General features: G+C 53.0%; 17 protein-coding genes. 7 read left to right on the top strand and 10 right to left on the bottom strand.

The genetic code is table 11. The features are described 5' to 3' along the window. Window positions 1-81: 81 nt before the first annotated feature. Window positions 82-1,080: a class 1 fructose-bisphosphatase gene (fbp, locus tag N7268_RS07800; RefSeq protein WP_003830390.1), complete on the top strand. Its 999-nt coding sequence runs from the start codon at window positions 82-84 to the stop codon at window positions 1,078-1,080. An 83-nt stretch (window positions 1,081-1,163) separates the two neighbouring features. Here fbp and N7268_RS07795 read toward each other — a convergent pair whose 3' ends face one another. From N7268_RS07795 to ytfQ, 5 genes are all read right to left on the bottom strand, one after another. Next, entirely contained in the window at window positions 1,164-2,276 is a 1,113-nt protein-coding gene (locus N7268_RS07795) for a methyl-accepting chemotaxis protein (protein ID WP_260862376.1), read from the bottom strand. Window positions 2,277-2,379: 103 nt separating this feature from the next. Then, entirely contained in the window at window positions 2,380-3,381 is a 1,002-nt protein-coding gene (yjfF, locus tag N7268_RS07790; RefSeq protein WP_260862375.1) for a galactofuranose ABC transporter, permease protein YjfF, read from the bottom strand. Then, a complete protein-coding gene (ytfT, locus tag N7268_RS07785) occupies window positions 3,368-4,390 on the bottom strand; it encodes a galactofuranose ABC transporter, ATP-binding protein YtfT (protein ID WP_198906821.1) in 1,023 nt (340 codons plus the stop codon). Before ytfT ends, yjfF begins: the two co-directional genes overlap by 14 nt. A 13-nt stretch (window positions 4,391-4,403) precedes the next feature. Beyond that, a complete protein-coding gene (gene ytfR, locus N7268_RS07780; protein ID WP_260862374.1) occupies window positions 4,404-5,906 on the bottom strand; it encodes a galactofuranose ABC transporter, ATP-binding protein YtfR in 1,503 nt (500 codons plus the stop codon). Between the two features lie 118 nt (window positions 5,907-6,024). Beyond that, on the bottom strand, window positions 6,025-6,981 hold the full coding sequence (gene ytfQ / locus N7268_RS07775) for a galactofuranose ABC transporter substrate-binding protein YtfQ (RefSeq protein ID WP_260862373.1): 957 nt from the start codon (window positions 6,979-6,981) through the stop codon (window positions 6,025-6,027). Window positions 6,982-7,291: 310 nt separating this feature from the next. Between ytfQ and ppa the strand changes: the two genes are divergently transcribed. The 3 genes from ppa (at window position 7,292) to N7268_RS07760 (ending at window position 11,219) form a co-directional block, all read left to right on the top strand. Next, window positions 7,292-7,822, top strand: a complete 531-nt coding sequence (ppa, locus tag N7268_RS07770; protein WP_260862372.1) for an inorganic diphosphatase — start codon at window positions 7,292-7,294, stop codon at window positions 7,820-7,822. Window positions 7,823-8,054: 232 nt separating this feature from the next. Continuing rightward, window positions 8,055-9,125, top strand: a complete 1,071-nt coding sequence (locus tag N7268_RS07765) for a YncE family protein (RefSeq protein ID WP_260862371.1) — start codon at window positions 8,055-8,057, stop codon at window positions 9,123-9,125. A gap of 84 nt (window positions 9,126-9,209) precedes the next feature. Beyond that, entirely contained in the window at window positions 9,210-11,219 is a 2,010-nt protein-coding gene (locus tag N7268_RS07760; protein WP_260862370.1) for a TonB-dependent receptor domain-containing protein, read from the top strand. Window positions 11,220-11,276: 57 nt separating this feature from the next. Here the strand turns inward: N7268_RS07760 and N7268_RS07755 are convergent, their stop codons facing one another. From N7268_RS07755 to tamA, 3 genes are read right to left on the bottom strand one after another with little or no spacing between them, the layout of a single operon-like run. Then, complete coding sequence (locus N7268_RS07755; protein ID WP_198906719.1) at window positions 11,277-11,621, bottom strand: gamma-glutamylcyclotransferase; 345 nt, start codon at window positions 11,619-11,621, stop codon at window positions 11,277-11,279. 2 nt (window positions 11,622-11,623) lie between these two features. Further along, window positions 11,624-15,400, bottom strand: coding sequence for an autotransporter assembly complex protein TamB (gene tamB, locus N7268_RS07750; RefSeq protein ID WP_260862369.1), 3,777 nt, complete (start codon window positions 15,398-15,400; stop codon window positions 11,624-11,626). Then, complete coding sequence (gene tamA, locus N7268_RS07745; protein ID WP_260862368.1) at window positions 15,397-17,130, bottom strand: autotransporter assembly complex protein TamA; 1,734 nt, start codon at window positions 17,128-17,130, stop codon at window positions 15,397-15,399. Before tamA ends, tamB begins: the two co-directional genes overlap by 4 nt. 210 nt (window positions 17,131-17,340) lie before the next feature. Here tamA and msrA point away from each other — a divergent pair, with 210 nt between their 5' ends. Both msrA and N7268_RS07735 read left to right on the top strand, forming a co-directional pair. Continuing rightward, on the top strand, window positions 17,341-17,979 hold the full coding sequence (msrA, locus tag N7268_RS07740; RefSeq protein ID WP_260862367.1) for a peptide-methionine (S)-S-oxide reductase MsrA: 639 nt from the start codon (window positions 17,341-17,343) through the stop codon (window positions 17,977-17,979). Between the two features lie 149 nt (window positions 17,980-18,128). Next, window positions 18,129-19,466: a hemolysin family protein gene (locus N7268_RS07735; protein ID WP_198906723.1), complete on the top strand. Its 1,338-nt coding sequence runs from the start codon at window positions 18,129-18,131 to the stop codon at window positions 19,464-19,466. 80 nt (window positions 19,467-19,546) lie between these two features. Here N7268_RS07735 and N7268_RS07730 read toward each other — a convergent pair whose 3' ends face one another. After that, a complete protein-coding gene (locus tag N7268_RS07730; RefSeq protein WP_003025710.1) occupies window positions 19,547-19,753 on the bottom strand; it encodes a DUF1107 domain-containing protein in 207 nt (68 codons plus the stop codon). Between the two features lie 327 nt (window positions 19,754-20,080). Between N7268_RS07730 and N7268_RS07725 the strand changes: the two genes are divergently transcribed. Further along, a complete protein-coding gene (locus tag N7268_RS07725; RefSeq protein WP_260862366.1) occupies window positions 20,081-20,638 on the top strand; it encodes a YtfJ family protein in 558 nt (185 codons plus the stop codon). Here the strand turns inward: N7268_RS07725 and cysQ are convergent. After that, window positions 20,628-21,368, bottom strand: a complete 741-nt coding sequence (gene cysQ / locus N7268_RS07720) for a 3'(2'),5'-bisphosphate nucleotidase CysQ (protein WP_198906725.1) — start codon at window positions 21,366-21,368, stop codon at window positions 20,628-20,630. The genes N7268_RS07725 and cysQ overlap by 11 nt on opposite strands. Window positions 21,369-21,470: the final 102 nt, after the last annotated feature.

The raw sequence follows: 21,470 nt of genomic DNA, 5'->3' as shown, positions 1-21,470 counted from the left end.
ATTCACCTGAGCGCGGCAACGGAAATATTTGTTAATATTATTGCGGTCGCTTTACTCCACATAAATTGCAGGGAAAGTGTTATGAAAACGTTAGGTGAATTTATTGTCGAAAAGCAGCACGAGTTTTCTCATGCTACCGGTGAGCTCACTGCTTTGTTGTCGGCAATAAAGCTGGGCGCCAAGATCATCCACCGCGATATCAATAAGGCCGGTCTGGTCGATATCCTGGGTGCCAGCGGTGCAGAGAACGTGCAGGGAGAGGTTCAGCAGAAACTCGATCTGTTCGCGAACGAAAAACTGAAAGCAGCACTGAAGGCTCGTGATATTGTCGCAGGCATCGCCTCCGAAGAAGAAGATGAAATCGTCGTCTTTGAAGGTTGTGAACACGCAAAATATGTTGTGCTAATGGATCCGCTGGATGGCTCTTCCAACATTGACGTGAACGTCTCTGTCGGCACGATTTTTTCCATTTATCGCCGCGTTACCCCCGTCGGCACACCGGTCACGGAAGAAGATTTCCTGCAGCCGGGCAACAAACAGGTTGCTGCGGGCTATGTCGTTTATGGCTCATCAACCATGCTGGTGTACACCACCGGTTGTGGCGTACATGCCTTCACTTACGATCCTTCTCTGGGCGTCTTCTGCCTCAGCCAGGAACGTATGCGCTTCCCGGCAAAAGGAAGCACCTACTCCATTAACGAAGGCAACTACATCAAATTCCCGAATGGCGTGAAGAAATACATTAAATTCTGCCAGGAAGAAGATAAGCCCACCCAGCGTCCGTACACCTCACGCTACATCGGCTCCCTGGTGGCGGATTTCCACCGTAACCTGCTGAAAGGCGGCATCTACCTGTACCCAAGCACCGCCAGCCACCCGCAAGGGAAACTGCGCCTGCTGTACGAATGCAACCCGATGGCTTTCCTGGCGGAACAGGCGGGTGGCAAGGCAAGCGATGGTAAAGAACGCATTCTGGATATCACCCCGGAAAGTCTGCACCAGCGCCGCTCATTCTTCGTCGGCAACGACCATATGGTTGAAGACGTAGAACGCTTTATCCGTGAGTTCCCGGACGCGTAATACGCTCGCTTTATCTGGCCTACAAACTGCACGAATGTAGGCCGGATAAGGCATTGTCACGTCGCCTCCGGCAAACATATTCGTTACGCCGTTTGTAATTTAAACGCCGACATCGCCTCCAGCAGCGCATGCGACTGCTCCTCCAGCGAGCGGGTGGCCGCCGAAGATTGCTGTACCAGCGCCGCATTCTGCTGCGCCGTTTCATCCATCTGACTCACCGCAATATTAACCTGTTCAATACCACGACTCTGCTCCTGGGATGCACTGGCGATTTCACGCATCAACCGGGTCATGCGCAGAACTTCCGTCGCAATCTCATCCATGGTTTCACCCGCTTGCTGCGCCAGTTCACTGCCTTCGCCCACGTGCGTGTGCGAGTCGCTGATTAATGTACGGATCTCTTTTGCCGCTTCGGCGCTACGGCTGGCCAGATTACGGACCTCTCCCGCCACGACCGCGAACCCTCTGCCCTGCTCACCCGCGCGAGCCGCCTCTACAGAAGCATTTAGCGCCAGAATATTGGTCTGAAAAGCAATACCATCGATGACGCTAAGGATGTCGGCGATACGGCTGGAGCTTCCTGAAATATCACGCATTTTCTCAATGACATAGCACACCATTTCGCTGCCACGGTCGGCGGTATCTGAGACCGATTTTGCCAGTTGGTGCGCCTGCTCTGCGTTTTCCGCATTCTGTTTAACCGTTGCCGTTAACTCTTCCATGCTGGCGGCGGTTTGCTCAAGCGAGGTCGCGGTTGATTCTGTGCGTTGCGCCAGATGCAGGTTACCCGCCGTCAGTTCACGACTGCCGACATCAATTTGCGAGCTGGCATCACGCACACGCATCACGGAATCGCCCAGCGCGTGGCGCATTTCGTCCATTGCCGTGTTAAGGCGATTAAATTCGGCGCTTGCCGGGGGGGCTGTAACAGGCGACAAATCCCCGGTTGCCAGACGTTCCAGTTGCTCTATGACGTTATCCAGCGGCTGCAGAAACTTATTTCGCAACATGAACCAAATAACCGCCAGCAACGCGATTGCCGCCAACATCGCAGCGCTCATAATGCCGTGATAAATCAATGAAGTAATCACACGAGTCGCGGCGTAAAGCCCCATTCCTCCGGTCACTAACAGAAGGAACGTCAGCAGAGACAATAACACCAACAAACTTGATCGAATTGAAAGGGATTTTGGCATCGTTATATTTCCGGTTGTAGGGATAAAACAGACCTGTACAGAACCTATCGACTACAACCGGAAAAAGTTTAGGTATTTAAATGTTTTCTGAAAAATCAGCCGGTTACTTTGGTGTTATGGCCGTGGTCACGCGGGTAACAGGCGAGCTCTGGCGATTCTCCCACAACACGGTAAGCCCCCGTTGTAAGGCAATAAAAATAAACAATAAAATGCCAATCGCGATTTTCGTCCACCAGGAACTTAATGTGCCGTCAAAATTAATATAGGTCTGGATCAGCCCCTGAATCGCCACGCCAAATAACGTTCCTAACACCGTACCGACCCCGCCGCTCAGCAAGGTACCGCCAATCACCACTGAGGCAATGGCATCAAGCTCGACACCCACGCCCGCCAGCGCATAACCGGCCTGGGTATAAATGGAAAAGACAATGCCAGCCAGCGTCGCCAGCCCGGTGGAGAGCATGTAGATACGGATTGTCGTGCTGCGGGTCGAGATCCCCATCAGATTAGCCGAGGTGGCATTGCCGCCAATGGCATAGACCTGATTGCCGAACCGTGTACGGTGCGCGAGGAAGATACCGATCACCACGACGCCCAGCATCAGTAGTCCCATTGCGCTCAGGCGGCCACCGCCGGGGATCTTCCACGCCAGGCTGGAGAGCGTATCGTAAACAGGATGGTTGATTGGGATCGACTCTTCCGACACCAGATAGCTGACGCCACGCAGAAAGAACATTCCCGCCAGCGTAATGATAAATGCCGGGATCTTCAGGGCATCGATCAGTAGCCCCATGAATGCCCCAAACGCACAGCCCATCACCAGAATCAGCGGAAACGCCACCAGTGGAGAGATTCCCCAGTAACCAATCGCCTTCGCCAGGAACACGCCGGTAAACGCGATCACTGAACCCACGGACAGATCGATCCCACCGGAGAGGATCACAAACGTCATACCAACGGCAATGATCCCTAAGAAGGCGTTATCGGTCAGGATATTGCAGATCACCCGCGTGGAGGCAAACGCCGGGAATTGCGTCAGGCAGTAGAGATAACCCAGCACAAAGACGCCGAGGGTGATCATCAGCGGTAAGTTACGTTTTATCATGACCACGCACTCCTTTTATCAGGCTGATAAAGCGTTGTGATTGCACGACCAGCACACACAACACCACAACGGCTTTCACCACCTGGTTCAGTTCCGGCTGGAAGCCCGACAGTAAAATCCCGGTGTTCATTCCCTGAATAATTAAGGCGCCTACCACCGACAGCAGCAGATTAAAACGCCCGCCCATCAACGAACCACCTCCGATGACCACCGCCAGGATGGCATCTAACTCCAGCCATAACCCGGCGTTATTGGCATCCGCGCCGCGAATATCCGCCGTGACGATAATACCGGCAATCGCCGCGCACAGTCCGCTCAGTACATAGGTCAGCATGACGATGATGCGGGTGTTTACCCCGGCGTTTTTCGCCGCACGGATATTGATCCCCACCGCCTCAATAAACATACCCAGCGCCGTTTTGCGGGTCAGCAGCCAGAATACGACCAGTGTAATCAGCGCGATAATCACCGGCGTGGGGAACAGTAAGAGCGATCCACTGCCGAACCACGACAGACTGGGCGAGTTAAAGGTGACGATCTGCCCGGAGGTGATCAATTGCGCCACACCGCGTCCGGCGACCATCAGGATAAGCGTGGCGACAAAGGGTTGGATCTTGAGGAGTGCCACCAGAATGCCGTTCCACAATCCCGCCAGGATCCCGGAACCTAACGCGGCAAGCAACACGACCGGTAAGCTGTGTCCGGCCACCGTCATCGCGGCAGTCGTCGCGCCGGCAATGGCCATCACCGCCCCAACAGAAAGATCAATACCGCCGGTGGCGATCACCAGCGTCATGCCAATCGCCAGCAGCGCCACGGGTGCGGCGCGGTTGAGAATATCAATCGGACTCCCGAACAGGCGACCATCCTGCAAAATCACCTGATAGAAGTGAGGCGCGACCAGACTGTCCACCAGCAACACCAGCAGCAACGCCACCAGTTGCGGCATTCCCTTTGGCCAGCGAAACCGCCGTTTTGGTGGATTGGATTGAGGGAGAGATTGGGGCATCACAATAGTCTCCTTAGGCCGCAATGGCATTCATAATTGCCGGTACGGACAGTTCAGCCAGTGGGATCTCAGCCACCTGTTTGCGATCGCGCATGATAATGACCCGATCGGCATACCCCACCAGCTCTTCCAGTTCAGACGAAATAACCAGCAGCGCCAGACCATCTGCGCACAGCGTTTCGATCAGGCGAATGATCTCCGCATGCGCCCCAACATCGATCCCGCGCGTCGGCTCATCAAGGATCAGGAATTGCGGTTTCGTCAGTAACCAGCGTGACAGCAACACTTTTTGCTGATTGCCGCCGGAGAGAAACTCGATAGGTTGTTCAGCATTGGGAGTGCGAATACCCAGTTGGCGGATAAAACGCTCAGCAATCTCATTTTGTTCTTTGCGCGGGATCGGCCGCAGCCAGCCGCGCTGCGCCTGCAGGGCCAGAATGATATTTTCCCGCACCGACGCGGCGGCAATAATGCCATCCGTTTTTCGATCTTCAGGACAGAAGCCGATCCCCAGGCACGATGCCTGATGCGGCGAGCGCAGGCTCTGCGGTTTGCCTTTGATCAGCGCGCTGCCGCTGTCGGCGGGTTTAATTCCAAAGATCACTTCCGCGGTTTCCGTTCGCCCCGATCCCAGCAGCCCCGCCAGGCCGACGATCTCACCGGGACGCACCTGCAGATCAAACGGCGCGATCGTGCCCTTCTTACCAAAATCGCTGAAGGCAGCCACCGGTTTATCACTCAGCAAAGTGCGGCCTGCGCGTTGTAACGCATGGGTGTCGAGTTCGCGTCCCAACATCATCTTCACCAGCTCGATCTGCGGGAGTTCCCGGGTTTCACGGCAGCCAACAAAGCTCCCGTTACGCAGGACGGTGATCCGATCGCTGACCTGGTAAACCTGATCGAGAAAGTGGGTGACGAAGATCAGACTGACGCCGCGATCGCGCAGATGACGCATCAGGCCGAACAACATATCAACTTCCTGGGTGTCCAGGCTGGCGGTGGGTTCATCGAGGATCAACACTTTCGCCGAGAGATCGATAGCCCGGCAGATAGCGACAATCTGCTGCATCGCCACAGAAAATCGGTTCAACGGTTCGCGAACATCCAGGGAAAACCCGTAAGACGCCATCAGCTCCGTGGCACGTTTTTCCATCTGTTTGCGTTGTAACAGCCCAAAGCGTCGCGGCTCGCGGCCAATAAACAGGTTATCCGCCACCGACATATTGGGCAGCAGATTCACTTCCTGATAAACGGTGCCAATGCCCAGTTGTTGCGCATGGGCGGTATTTTTAGGGGAGATCACCTGGCCTTCGAGCCAGATGGTGCCACGATCGGCATGATAAACGCCGGTCAGCGCTTTAATGAGAGTTGATTTTCCGGCGCCGTTTTCTCCCAGCAGCGCCATAATCTCGCCACGGCGTAAGCTGAAATCAACGTTATCCAGCGCTTTGACGCCGGGAAAGAATTTGCTTAATCCTTCAGTTCGGAGGATTTCCGGGTGTCGTTCGGTGGTCATGGTTCCTCCTGCGTCAAACTGCCGGATGGCGACGCTCGCGTCCAGTCCGGCCTACGATACGCTCACCTGTAGGCCGGATAAGCGCACAGCCATCCGGCATGGTTCCTCACCTGGCGACTTAGTAACCCATATTTTTCTTCTTCTCTAACTCTTCTTTTGCGGTATCAGGGAGGTAGAGGATAGATTTGGTGATGGTCAGCTTCTCAGGCATCGTGCCGTCTTTCTTGAATTTCTCCAGCGCGTCGAAAGCCGGTCCCGCCATGTTCGGCGTCAGCTCAACGCTGGCGTTCGCTTCACCGTCAATCATTGCTTTGTAGATATCCGGTACGCCGTCGATGGAGCCGGTCAGAATATCTTTACCCGGTTTCAGGCCCGCTTCTTTAATCGCCTGAATCGCACCGATCACCATGTCATCGTTGTGGGCGTAAACCATGCAGATGTTCTTGCCGTTGTTTTCCGCTTTAATAAAGCTCTCCATGACTTCTTTCCCTTTACTGCGGGTAAAGTCGCCGGACTGAGAGCGGATGATTTTGATGTTTGGCGCACTCTTAATGGCTTCGGCAAAGCCTTTCTTACGATCAATGGCCACGCTGGCACCCACCGTGCCTTGCAGCTCAACAACGTTACACGGCTTACCGTTCACCTCTTTGATCAGCCAGTCGCCAATCAACTTGCCTTCCAGAACGTTATCGGCGGTGACGGTGGTCATATAGAGAGATTTGTCTTTTACATCGATGGAACGATCGAGCAAGAAGACCGGAATTTCGGCATCTTTCGCTTCTTTCAACACCGGCTCCCAACCCGTTGCCACAACCGGCGCAATGAAAATCGCATCCACGCCCTGAGCCACGAATGAGCGTACTGCTTTAATCTGGTTTTCCTGTTTTTGCTGGCCGTCAGCGATTTTCAGCGTAATACCCCGCTTCTCAGCCTCGCTTTTCGCCACGTTGGTTTCTGCTGCGCGCCAGCCGGATTCAGAGCCAACCTGGGAAAATCCTACGGTTAAAGGGGCTGCCATCGCCATAGACGACATGGCTGCCGAAACTGCTGTGACTAACAGTAAGCGCTTCCACATAAGTGCATCCTCGTAGGGTGATTATTGTTGATTAATAAACCGTCGCGAAAAAACTATAGACAATTGGGTATGTAACGAATTGCGTTACATCACACTTCAAAAAAGTAAATAAAACGTTAATCACAACTTTGTAATCGCTTCCATCTCCCTATGAAAAATGCAGCTGAAGATATGGATTTTTCTGTCACGAAAGGGAGATAAAAAGGGGGAAATGTGTGGAATGAAAATCGAAAACAAGCGGAGACATTCAGCGCGAGTTGGCTATAATACCCGCCACTTGTTTGCCATAGCTTATTTAAAGGAAACAGACATGAGCTTACTCAACGTCCCTGCCGGTAAAGATCTGCCGGAAGATATCTACGTTGTAATCGAGATCCCTGCGAACGCAGATCCGATCAAATACGAAGTTGACAAAGAGAGCGGCGCCCTGTTCGTTGACCGCTTCATGTCCACTGCGATGTTCTATCCGTGCAACTACGGTTACATCAACCACACCCTGTCTCTGGATGGTGATCCGGTAGACGTTCTGGTCCCGACGCCGTACCCGCTGCAGCCGGGTTCAGTGATCCGCTGCCGTCCGGTTGGCGTGCTGAAAATGACCGACGAATCCGGTGAAGATGCGAAACTGGTTGCTGTTCCGCACACCAAACTGAGCAAAGAATACGATCACATCAAAGATGTGAACGACCTGCCAGAACTGCTGAAAGCGCAGATCACTCACTTCTTCGAGCATTACAAAGACCTCGAAGCGGGCAAATGGGTGAAAGTTGACGGTTGGGAAAACGCAGAAGCGGCTAAAGCTGAAATCGTTGCTTCCTTCGAGCGCGCGGCGAAGAAATAAGTTCGCACTCTCGCGTAAAACCCCGAACGCCAGCATCTGGTTAGTAGGGGTTTTTAACATCGGCTTCCGCTCTACTCTCTTTTCCTCTCTCTTTTCCTCCCGCTTTTCCCTGGTTCAACTGTTGTCTTTTTAACCTACCAGATTGGGTAGTCACATTTCGCTTATCTTATTTGCGAATGAGATTAGATCTCATTATCATTCGCAACACGTAAATAAATGTGAATAAAAGTCAATGAACCTCCACAATGTGATGTCCCTGAAACGCTATTCCCGCGCGGCATTTGCCACAGCGCTGTTATTTGCCTCCCTGACCAGCAACGCAGGCACGTTGCCCGAGACCGATTTTCTGACCCGCGACGTCGGTAACGGCGTGTATGAACTGGCGGTAGATCACCAACAAAATGCGCTTTTTGCCGCCTCTGCCCCGTCGTTTGATAAAGACAAAACCCGCGGGCTTGTCTACAAACTCGATCTGGAAAAGCTCACCACGACGGAAGTTATCGACACCAGCCGCCGCGCTTTTGCGACTGCGCTGGATGCAGAAAACCACGTTCTGTATATCGGCAATACGCTGGAAGGTTCTGTCACGCTCATTGATACGCGCAGCGGTAAAGAGCTGGCGATACTGCAGTTAAGCGAAGCCACAAAACCGGCGGACATCGTCCACACGCGGGAAATGGTGCTCGATAAGCAGCATCATCGCCTGTATGTTTCCGGTGTCGCGGAGAAAGGGATTGTCTGGGTGGTGGATACGCAAAAGCGTGAGAAAATCGCCACCCTTGAAAACATGGGAGAATACCCCACCGGAATGGCCCTTGATGCAGAAAAGGGGCGTTTGTATGTTGTGAATGGCAGAAATGAGCTTATTACGCTGGATACGACTCACCATAAGATTATTAGCCGTTTTTCCGTTGAGCCAACCAAAAAACATTTCTTCCTGAATATTGCTCTGGATAGCAAAAATAATCGCGCGTTTCTGACCGATCCTGATTTAGCAGACGTACTGGTTGTTGATATTAATACCGGTAAGGTTATTGCGCCAATTAAGGTCATCAATTCACTGGCAGTGATCTATAACGAAAAACGACAGGAAGTTTATATCACTCACCGCAATGCCAAACGGATCAGCATTGTGGACAGCAAGACCTATCAGGTGAAACAGAGCATCGAAACCCACGCTCTGCCGAACAGCCTCGCACTCTCAGCAGATGCGAATACCTTGTATGTCAGTATAAAACAGCCGGAGAAGATGATTGGCGTCAAACCGGACTACGTGCTGAAAATCGATCTGTCTCAATACTAATAAATAAAAAGATTCTTCCACCTTGCGGTTATTTTAGCTGCAGGGTGGCGCTGTTATTTTTTTACTCTTCAGGTGTCTTATATTATGAAAACGCGTCAACTTATTACGCTGACAGGGATCGTCGCATTCTCAGGCGGTGTTATTTTTCCCTCCCAGGCCGAAGAATTAACAGAAACCTCTCGCAACAGTGAAGATGAAATGGTGATCACGGCATCCGGTTTCTCGCAGCAAAAACGCGAAGCACCGGCCACTATTTCCGTTATCGACCGTAACACCCTGGATATTCAGCCGGATCGTAACGTCGGTGAAGCCATTAAAAATATTCCCGGCGTGTCGGTTTCCAACAGCAGCGGCATGAACGCGGGCAGCATCATGATCCGTGGGATGGACCCGTCTTACACCGCCTTCATGGTCAACAGCGTCAAACAAAATACCGGCGAATCTCGTCCGTATGGGCATGACATTGGTACCGAAGCCAACTTCTTACCACCGATGGAGGCCATTGAACGTATCGAAGTGATTCGCGGGCCGATGTCATCGCTGTATGGCTCAGACGCCATTGGCGGCGTGGTGAACGTCATCACCAAAAAACCCTATGGTAACAAGGACTGGACGGGGGCTATCGCCGCCAATACCTGGCTGCAAGAACATGAGTATTTAGGTAATACCAGCCAGATGAATCTGTTCACCATGGGACCGCTTATTCCTGATGTTCTGGGGCTGAGCGTTGCAGCAGACTGGCTCGACCGACGCGATGACGATCGCAATAATTACTTTGGTAAACACAACCGTAAGTCCGTCGATATGACGCTCGGTTTGGCCGCCAGCGAAAATAACCTTTTCGATCTCAACGTGGTTACCGGTGAGCAAGAGAAAAACCGGACCCAAAAACGCGGTGCGCCGTGGTCATGGCTGTTTGACCGTAACGCGGCCACCCTGACGCACACCGGCTGGTATGCGGACGATACCATCGCCACAACCAACTACATCAACTATGAAAAAGGCCGTTCGAAATACGTTTATGACGGACAGGCGCCGCAGTATGTGCAGATGGAAAACTACGTCGCTAACTCGCAGACCACGTTCACTCTCGACAACCATAAGCTGACCGTCGGCGCCAATTTTACGCGCGAAGAATTAAACGACCGCTTTGATGTAGCCAACAAAACGCTGCCGGGTTCAGATCCGGTGACCAAAATCAGCCGTAACGGTTGGGCGCTGTTTGTTGAAGATGGCTGGAGCATTGACGACTTCATCCTGACCACCTCAGCGCGTATGGATCAGGATGATAACTTTGGTACGCATATTACGCCCAAAATGTATGGCAACTGGGCATTCAGCGATGCCTGGGCGCTGAAAGGCGGCGTTTCTGCCGGGTATAAAAAACCGGAACTACGCGCCACATCCAGCGACTTCGTCACCCCATACGGCTCCACCGTGCCCTATCCCTTCCTGACGGTGGGCAATGACGACCTGAAACCGGAGAAAAGCGTGAACTCCGAACTGGGTCTCTACTGGACGGGCGACGTACTTTCACTGGATAGCACCGTCTTTTACACCCAGTTCAAAGATAAAATTGCTGAACAAACCATTTGTGAAACCACAGCGACTCATCAGTGCTCGGTCAACGGTTACAACGCCGACTCTGTGAGTAAATACTTCAACGTCAGCGAAGCGGATGTGTACGGTGTTGAGCTCAATGCCGACTGGCAGATTAGCGCCGACATTAAAGCCAACGCGAACTATACCTGGAACCACAGCGAGCAAAAAAGCGGTGTCAACAAAGGTTACGCGCTGAACGATTATCCGCGCCATATGGCCAACCTGTCGCTGAACTGGGCAGCAACACAAAGCCTTGATGTGTGGAGTACGCTGAACTATCGCAGCAGTAACCGCAACAGTGGCAATAACTATAAATATGATGACTACACGATGGTGGATGTCGGTGTGCGTTATAAGCTCAATAAACATACACAGCTGATGGCGGGTATCTATAACCTGCTGGATGAAGACCCGAAACTGACGACCGCGTGGAATGAATCCGCTCAGGTGGAAGGGCGTCGCTATAATCTCGGCGCGCGCGTGGAGTTTTAAATCCCGGATAAAACAACGCCACCCGAAGGTGGCGTGTTTATTTTCGTAGGCGATATATCAGTACTGGTCTCTGTCTAACCAGTTACCGCTTTCAATCAGCGTTAACCCATCGACCGGACGTTGGTACACATACATCCATGCACTTCCATACGGCGTCTGAATTAACTGGCGTGCATATTCTCCGCCGCGCGTACGCAGAGCGTCCAGCTCTGCCAGCGTGGCGTTATCAATACGATAAACTTCCCCGTGTACCGTTCCATTTCCCGGAACCGCGCCTGGATAGTGGCCCAGGCTATACAACTGGTAGTTCTCGATATTGAAATCACCCAGCAACTGGGCGTTGGTCATCCAGTGGCTGTTGCCCTGTTTGCGTCGTAAACTACCGTAGACAAATATTCGCATTGCTAAAACTCGAACTGATAGAGCAAATCAAGTGCCTGATCAACACCAGACACGGCTTCCAGATATAGCTTAGGCATCAGACGATAACGTAGCGTGAGTGTCGCTAAAGAGTCAAATATCCCCACACCATATTTCACCTGCAGACCTGGCAGTACATATCCACTGACCACCACCTGAGATGAGTCTCCCACCCCTTGTGTGTCCAGTGCCAGATTGCTTACGCCAAATGTCTCCCCGATTTTACCCACAACCTGACCACTTTGTGCAACCCCCAGACCAATAAGCATTGAGGTCATTGCCGCACTGTCGCTCTGTTCACTGTCCAGACCTTGTCCACGGAGCAGGTAGGAAAGCGCCATTTGCTGCGACATTGCCGGGTCGGAGAAGATCTCGGCTTTCGGTTCATCGGCAGAGCCTGTCACCCGCACACCAGCGATGACGTCGTCTTCCGTGGCATCCGGGTTACGAATCGCCTCGATATTGAGCAACGGCTGATCCGGCGGACCGGAGAACAGCAGCTCGCCCTTACGCACAATCAAATCCTGACCGTACGCATGGAAACGCCCTTCTGGAATATTGATCTGCCCGTTCAGCCCCAGCCCCTGCTTATCCTGCGCCACTTTCAGGTCACCCGTCAGGCGTGCTTTCAAACCAAAGGCGTTGATACGAACGTTATTTCCGACATGTACAGTCAGGTTGCTGTTGATGGGAATCCCGGCGCTCTGCGGCTTCTCTGGCTGCAGATTGTTATTCAGCATCACCATATCGCTGGAAACCCCCACCGCGCTTTCCGGCAGGTCGTGCACAACTATTCTCGCCCACGGCACATCTACGCTGCCGTCCAGCGTGAATAAACTTGGCGTGGCTTCAAAGACCACATCCGGCGAGACATCCAGACGCACCATCGGCGGTACGGTGATTCGCACCCGGCTGCCTTTGGCGGCGACGCGTGCGCGCCAGTTATCAATCTGACTCCAGTCGGCATCACCGCTCAGGTTAATTTGTCCCTGCTGCGTACGCACGACGCCTGCCAGCGTTGAACGCGTCCCCGTGAAGTTCACGGCCAGTTGGCTTGGCTGCATATCAAACGGCATAAAGTTGCCGTCAATATCCAGACCGCTCAGCTGTAGCTGACCCAGCAACTGCGGGCTTTGCACATCGCCGCCCAGACGCAGGTTTGCGTTTATCATCCCCGCCGCTTTTTCGCCGCGCGAGAAGATAGGGTTCACCATCGCCAGATTGAAGTTACGGATATTAACGTTGCCGCCAAGGTTACGTCGCCCTTGCGGGTCGGTAACCTGAACCTGCCCGTCGAACTGCCCGTTATTGGTCAGGCGAATCAGCCAGCCCAGCTCGGCGCGGTTATTGTGCAGATCCGCAGTCAGGTTCAGCGTGTCAAAGGCCACCGGCAGCGGCGCATCGTTAACGCTTTGCGTCACCTTCACATTGCGCCCACTCAACGTGACTTGCCCCTGCGGCAGTCCCTCTTTGGTGGTGTCCCAACTCACGTCGGCTTTACCACTGAACACACCGCTGGCCTGGGTGGTCTCCGGCATAAGCGGTTTCAGCATCGCCAGATCGAAGCGGTTCAGATTCACCACCGCGCGACCTTCCGCACCCGCATCAATGGTCTGCGGCACACACAGTTCTGCATTGGGGTTATTCCAGCAGTGCGGCCCAATACTGATTTTCTGTTCCTGATTGCGGTAATCCAGTGCAATCGGGCGATTCAGCGACCACGGTCCTACTGGCGTCTGGAAACGCGTGTTACTCAACGCCCCTTTCCAGCGTTCTTCTTTACGATCAAAGCTCCCTGCCAGATCCAGTTGCCCGGAAACCGGTTCGCCCTGGATGCGTAGCTGCAGCTCATGCTGCTTTTCGCTCCCTTTTGCATTCAGGGTCACCAGGTTGATATTCACGTCAGGTTGCACAATGCGCTCTACGCGCACATTGAGGCTACCGGCAATCTGCTCAGCGGATTTCACATCGCCTTCAACACGCACCTGAGCAACGGAGAGTTCCTGCCAGCGCAGGCCTCGGGCGGTGATATCCGCCAGCAGTTGTGGCGCGTCGACCGTACCGCGAACTTTGACCAGCCCCTTCGCCGTTCCCCCCAGCCCTGGCAGCGCGTTATCCAGATTTGGCGCATCCACCGTCGCATCCAGATTGAGATCTTTCACGCCCAATTCACCTTTCACTTCTGCGCTGTTGCGCCCCAGTTCCAGATGCAAGCCGGGAATCGTCCACTGCAGGTAGCTGTTCCCCTTCAGCGAGCCGTTTACATTGACCTTGTTCTGTTTGACGTTACCGGTCAGCTTCAGCTCCGGGATGTCCATCTGCCAGGTGCCGCCGTACAGGCTTCCGCGGGTTTTCACCAGACCGTTCAGTTTTGACGGCCAGTCCGGGATCGCTTTCGCGGTGTTAATGCCATCCAGCGTCAGTTCACCGCGCCAGCTAATCGCCTGCTGCCAGTCGAGTAAGGCTTTGAGCTCCGTTTTCCCTTCCAGCGCGGCAACGGTGAGTTTGTCGAGATTGATTTGCTGTTCGTTGCCTTTAGCGTCCAGCGTAATGGTTGCCGGAGGAATGTCCTGCCCTTTCACGGCGGTACGCATCGACAGCGTATAGTCCGTCATCTTCCCGGTCAGTTTGAGCTTGATATCATCTGCCTGGAACTGCTTTTCACCCGTAAACGGCCAGTAAACCTGCTTACTGACGATTTCCACATTCAGCGGCAATCCGGCTTCGGCCAGGCGCGTCTGTGCCCGCAGATCCATATCTACCGGACCGGAAAGATTCACGCCCACTTCCAGTTGCTCGCGCAGCGCGCCACCGACTTTCAGCTTAACCTTCTCACCTTTTAGCGGGTCGATGTTCAGTGTGCTGTTCAGCGTAATATCTACCGGCCAACTGTTGGTCAATTGCGCGGTTCCGCTGGCCTTCACGGCGCCCTGGCTGGAGTCTATATCCAGCGTATCGAGCTTCATGTTGCCATCGATACTGCTCACCTTCAGCAGCATGCTATGCACCGTTAAATCCGTATCACCGGTCACGCGCAACTGCTCGCCACGGAATTCTTCGATATTCAGATTCAGCGGCAAATGAACATCGGTCATTTCCGGCAGGACAGGTTTTGAGAACAGATCTTTCAGCGTTTCACCCAGCGGTTTTTCATCCGGCTGAGGATTCTGGATCTTCGGTTCAACCACCTCTTCCTGCGCAACATCGGCCACTTTTGGCAGTGCGATCAGCAGCCCCTGCAGTGACGTTGGCTTCAGGGTCAGCGTTTTTTCCTGCCAGTTCAGACCGGACGTAAAGTCCAGGATGGAAACCGTGGTGTCATCGATTTTGATATTGATATTGTTAAGCGCCACGCGGGAAAGCGTGATGGGGTAAGGCGTAGAAAGGTTAAGCGGGCCGCTCTCTTCTTCCTCAACCGGCGCAGAAGGCGGCATCTTTTTACTGTCGATCGCCACGTTGATATCTTTCAGTGCCAGATCGTTGACGCACAGGCTACTGTCCCACAGGCAGTTGAGGCCAACGGCCAGATGCACTTCACCGGCATTGACCGCCACGCCAGGCTGCTCATAGCGGATATTTTTCAGCGAGAGATCCCGCCAACCGCCGGTGACCTGGCCAATTTCCAGCCCCGGCACCCAGCGATTAGCCGCGTTGAACAGCAGATGCAGACCCGACGTGGTGCCAATCAGGAATGCGACGGTCCCTAACAGCAGCAGAATAAAAATCAGTACGCCGAGGCTTATCTTCTTCCATAAACTCATAATTCAGGCCCCAGACCGATGTAAAACTGTAAACCGTGTTCATCTTTGTCGCCGACAGGTACGGCAAAATCAAGCTTGATCGGCCCCACCGGCGACTGCCAACGCACGCCAACCCCGGCACCGGTTTTGAAATCGCTCTTGCGGATATCACTCACCGCTTCGCCACTGTCGACAAACATCGCTCCCCACCATTTCCCGGTCACGTTGTACTGATATTCCAGCGAACCGGTCGCCAGCTTTGAGGCCCCTTTCAGGTCGCCGTTGCTGTCTTCAGGTGAAATGGATTTGTATTTGTAGCCGCGAATACTGCGGTCGCCCCCGGCAAAGAAACGCAGATCCGGCGGCACTTTGTCGAAGTCCCCGGTTTCGATCCAGCCGAGGTTACCGCGCATCACAAAGCGATGACGATCGTACAATGTGCGGATCCAGACGTTCTGCGCCTGGAAGACGGAGAAATCGACATCGGAACCCCAGGCCGTATTGGAGTAATCGATGGAATAACGCTGGGAATCGCCCCAGACCGGCATCAGACCGCCACGCGAGCGCGTCCGGCTGATCATAACGCCAGGATAGAACAGTTGAGTGGTGTGGGTGACTTCACCCTGGGTAAAGTGATCGAGACTCCAGCGCAGGTTAATGGCACGCTGCCAACCGCTGGAGAGATCCCAGTAGCGGGAGACCGCAAGCGTGGTGGAGTCCTGCTCGGTATCGTTTAAATCCGTACGCTTAAAGCCCCCCTGCACCAGGTAGTACTGCTCCAGCGGGTTCTTTAACAACGGCATTTTATAACTGAAATCAAGAACCTGCTCTGGCGCGGAAACGCTGACGCTGGTTGCCAGGCTGTGCCCGTAGGAGTTCATCCACGGCTTTTTCCAGGTGGTCTTCAGGCGCGGCCCGACGTCAGTAGAATAGCCGACCCCGGTTTCAATGGTATTTTCAGTGCGTGGCGATACCACGCCTTTTAACGGCAGCACTTTGGTTTCGCGGGCTTTATCGAATTCCGGCGCCACTACCACGGAATTAAACCATCCGGTCGCAGAAAGACGACGGTTCAGTTCGGCCAGGTCTTTCGACTCGTACTCTTTACCCTCTTTGAATGGCACCAGATTCTGCAAATACTCATCGCGTATCTGCGAGCCTTCAAAGGTGACATGCCCAAAGCGATAGCGCTCTCCGCTGTTGTAATCGATATCCCAGAACGCCTGGCGGCGATCGAGTGCAATGCCGAGCTGGCTTTTATTAAACTCACTGTCGAAATAGCCTTTACGCAGCGCCACGCTGGTTAGCGACTTTTTGAAGTTGTCGTAATCGCCTTGATTCAGCACGGTGCCGATGGCCGGGCGCGTTTTCAGCAGGTCGAGATAATCTCTGTCAGTACGCGCTCCGCCGCGTAAAATCACGTCGGTTCCACCAATCAGTACCGGTTCGCCGGGCGTCACTTTGGCGATCAGCACCTGGCGTCCTTTCGCCGGCGGCGGACGCAATTCAAAATCAATGGTCGGCTCAAAATAGCCCAGCGCTTTTAATCCTTCGCGGATGGCATCATCGACGCGAGCGCGAAAACGCCGGTCAGGGGTGACTTCATCACTCTGAATCGTGGACAGCTGCGCACGGACGTTTTTCTCCAGCGGTCCCGATAATCCTTCGACCTGCAAGCGAACATTCGCGGCGACGGCGGAACCACTTAAGCACAGTAAACCCACCCAACATAACTGACGGATATGTGGCACATTTTCTCCTGAATATCCTTTTTTCCCGCCCCTGGAAAAAAACTATGCCGTTCCTCGGCTTAACAAAAAATCAACAATAAGAGTTGAAAAACAGACGACAACCCAAATATTTCTTATGTTTAACTCTAGACGTATTCACACCGTTTATTGTGGGCAAAGACGCGTCTTGTTACAACCCTAACCCAAATGACTGATTTCGGGAGAACGGCCATGAGTTTATTTGATAAAAAGCATCTTGTGACGCAAGCAGATGCTCTACCAGGACGCAATACCCCGATGCCAGTGGCAACGCTGCATGCGGTGAACCAACATTCAATGACCAACGTACCCGACGGTATGGAGATTGCGCTTTTCGCCATGGGCTGTTTCTGGGGCGTTGAGCGTTTATTCTGGTCACTCCCCGGCGTGTACAGTACCGCAGCAGGCTATTCCGGCGGCTACACCCCGAACCCAACCTATCGGGAAGTGTGCTCCGGCGAAACGGGCCATGCCGAAGCCGTGCGTATTGTTTATGACCCGAATGTTATCAGCTACGAACAGCTGCTGCAGGTGTTCTGGGAAAATCACGACCCGGCGCAAGGCATGCGTCAGGGTAATGACAACGGCACGCAGTATCGTTCCGCCATTTATCCGTTAACCCCGGAGCAAAGCGCGGCCGCCCAGGCCAGCCTTGCACGTTTTCAGGCAGCGATGACGGCCGCAGGCGACGATCGCCCGATTACGACGGAAATCAAAACGGCCACCCCGTTTTACTATGCCGAGGACGATCATCAGCAATATTTACATAAAAACCCCTATGGATATTGTGGCATTGGCGGCATCGGGGTTTGTCTGCCGCCGCAAGGATAAATATCAACCTCTGGCGACTTTACAGTCGCTTACGCTATACTAGCTTCTGAATTTACCGGCTTACTTCCACGAGCCGGTTTTCAATGTGTATTTCACACGGATTTATCAACTTCTCCCTTCCGAGGATCTGGCGTAATGCCGGATAAGATATGTTAAACAGTATTTTAATCATTCTCTGCCTGATCGCCGTGAGTGCGTTTTTCTCGATATCCGAGATCTCGCTTGCTGCCTCACGCAAAATTAAACTTAAGCTGCTTGCCGATGAAGGTAACGTTAACGCACTACGCGTGATGAAGATGCAGGAAAACCCCGGCATGTTCTTTACCGTTGTGCAAATTGGCCTTAACGCTGTCGCTATTCTCGGCGGTATCGTCGGTGACGCGGCATTTTCTCCGGCTTTTTATAGCTTATTCTCGAAATACTTCTCCCCAGAGCTATCTGAACAGCTAAGCTTTATTCTCTCGTTCTCACTGGTAACTGGCCTGTTCATCCTGTTCGCGGATTTAACTCCGAAACGCATCGGTATGATTGCGCCAGAAGCTGTGGCTTTGCGTATCATCAACCCGATGCGCTTCTGCCTGTTCGTGTTCCGCCCTCTGGTGTGGTTCTTTAACGGCCTGGCAAACAACATTTTCCGCCTGTTCAAGATCCCGATGGTGCGTAAAGATGACATCACTTCAGACGATATCTACGCCGTAGTAGAAGCTGGCGCACTGGCAGGTGTCTTGCGTAAGCAGGAACATGAGCTTATTGAAAATGTGTTCGAACTGGAATCCCGTACCGTGCCGTCATCGATGACATCACGCGAGAACGTCATCTGGTTTGATCTTCATGAAGATGAGCAAAGCCTGAAGAACAAAGTGGCTGAACATCCGCATTCAAAGTTTTTGGTGTGTAACGAAGATATCGATCACATCATCGGCTATGTGGATTCCAAAGATCTGCTTAACCGCGTTCTGGCGAATCAAAGTATGGCGTTGAACAGCGGCGTGCAGATTCGCAATACGCTTATTGTCCCGGATACCCTGACCCTTTCTGAAGCGCTGGAAAGCTTCAAAACCGCAGGCGAAGACTTTGCCGTGATCATGAACGAGTACGCGCTGGTGGTGGGGATTATTACGCTTAACGACGTGATGACCACGCTGATGGGTGATTTAGTTGGCCAGGGTCTGGAAGAGCAGATTGTGGCGCGTGATGAGAACTCCTGGCTGATTGACGGCGGTACGCCAATTGATGACGTCATGCGTGTGCTGGATATCGACGAGTTTCCGCAGTCTGGCAACTATGAAACCATCGGTGGTTTTATGATGTTTATGCTGCGTAAAATCCCGAAACGCACCGACTCGGTGAAGTTCTCAGGCTATAAATTTGAAGTGGTGGATATCGATAACTACAAGATCGATCAGCTACTGGTGACGCGCCTGGACAGCAAACCTGGCGTTCTGGTCCCGAAACTGCCGGATGCCAAAGAAGAGGTCAAGGCGTAACCGCACCTGACAGAAACATCAACGGCTCCTGTAATAAGGAGCCGTTCTTTTAACTACTTAACTACTGCATAGCACTTTGATCAAGCCATCTCAGTTTGCAGACGCAAGACCTGACGGTTAACTTCGGACATAACAGAAAAATGCAGTTTGTCCTTCACTTTTGGGATAAGAATCTTACCCTTATCAAATTCAAAAGCGCCTACGTCCTTGATATATAACCGTCCACGAAACAGGATCTTCACGTACTTCGCCACCTGCAGCGGGTTGTATCGTTGGAAAATTTTCATTGTTGTCTCCTGCTGAGCATTACGCCTATGCGGTACCACAATCGGTCCGACAATCCTCAGGCGCAAATTTTAATGCCCTATGACTATAGACTATCTCGTTGATGTTTCCAGCGTGTATAAGTTTATTTACCTTCAAGTTACATTTATTCAGAATTATCTTTTCAACGCTTCGCTGTCTTCAGTATAAGTCTTCATTTTTCGCAGGATTTGTGCGCCCGTCCGCAAACTGGCATCGCGATTGCGGGAAAAAGCATCATTCGCACATATGATTAAATTCCAGACCCAAGTGGTCGGATCACCTGCACAATAAAGAAAGAAGGAAATACCATGACCCTACGAAAACTGCTGGCGCTGACGTGCCTGCTGCTGCCGATGATTGCCTCCGCACATAAGTTTGAGACTAACCAGCGCGTACCGCCGGTGGGGATCGCCGATCGCGGCGAACTGATTCTCGATAACGATAAGTTTAGCTACAAAAGCTGGAATAGCGCGCAGTTGCCAGGGAAAGTACGCATTGTGCAACACATTGCCGGACGCACCTCCGCCAAGGAGAAAAATGCGACGCTGATTGAGGCCATCAAAGCGGCAAATCTGCCACACGATCAATACCAGACCACCACCATCGTCAACACGGATGATGCCATTCCGGGTTCAGGTATGTTCGTACGCAGCAGCCTGGAGAGTAATAAGAAGCTCTACCCCTGGTCACAATTTATTGTCGATAGTGACGGCATCGCGCGTAAAACGTGGCAACTGGACGAAGAGAGTTCAGCAATCGTCGTTCTTGATAAAGAAGGGCGTATCCAGTGGGCAAAAGATGGTGCTTTAACTCAGGAAGAGGTGCAGCAGGTTATCGCCCTGCTGCATAAATTGCTCAGTAAATAGAGACCCGGAAGCCGGGGTTGAGGAACGATTCACGCGGGGTGTAATCCAGGGATTTTCCCTGCCAGTCGTGAACGTGTGCTCCGGCTGCTGCGGCAACGGCGTGGCCTGCAGCGGTGTCCCAAACGTTGGTGGGTCCAAAACGCGGGTACAGTTGCGCCTGCCCTTCCGCAACCAGGCAGAACTTCAGCGACGAGCCAATCGACGTGGTCTGGTGTTCGCCCAACTGCTGCAGATACTCTTTTAGCTCATTGTCAGCGTGCGAGCGGCTAATCACCACCAGCGGAGGGCGAGCGTCGCGCACCTGAATTTGTTTGCGCACACCGCACTCTTCTTTCCACGCTTTGCCTTCCGCCGCGCTGTACATCACCTTCATCACCGGCGCATAAACCACGCCCAGCACCGGCTTTCCTTTTTCGATCAGCGCAATATTCACGGTGAATTCACCGTTACGTTTGATGAATTCTTTGGTGCCGTCCAGCGGGTCTACCAGCCAGTAGCGCTGCCAGTGCTGGCGCACATCCCAGCCCGGAGGCGCCTCTTCTGATAACACTGGAATATCGGGCGTCAGTGCCTGTAATCCTTCGAGGATCACCGTGTGTGCGGCAATATCCGCCGCCGTGACCGGAGAATCGTCCTGCTTGCTGGCAATCTCCATCGGTTTGATTCCATCGTAGACCTGCATAATGGCATCGCCCGCGTTCCGTGCAAGCTGGCATACATGTTCTAGCATTCTCCACCTCGTTTATGGCAGTGGTGTTAACTCGTTGTTTTACTTATACCCGATCGTCAAGGGATCCGCCAACTGTGATAGCGCCTGCGGTTTTAAACGCTA

This window comes from Citrobacter sp. Marseille-Q6884 (assembly GCF_945906775.1).
Taxonomy (GTDB): domain Bacteria; phylum Pseudomonadota; class Gammaproteobacteria; order Enterobacterales; family Enterobacteriaceae; genus Citrobacter.
This window is presented reverse-complemented; position numbering and strand designations above follow the sequence as displayed.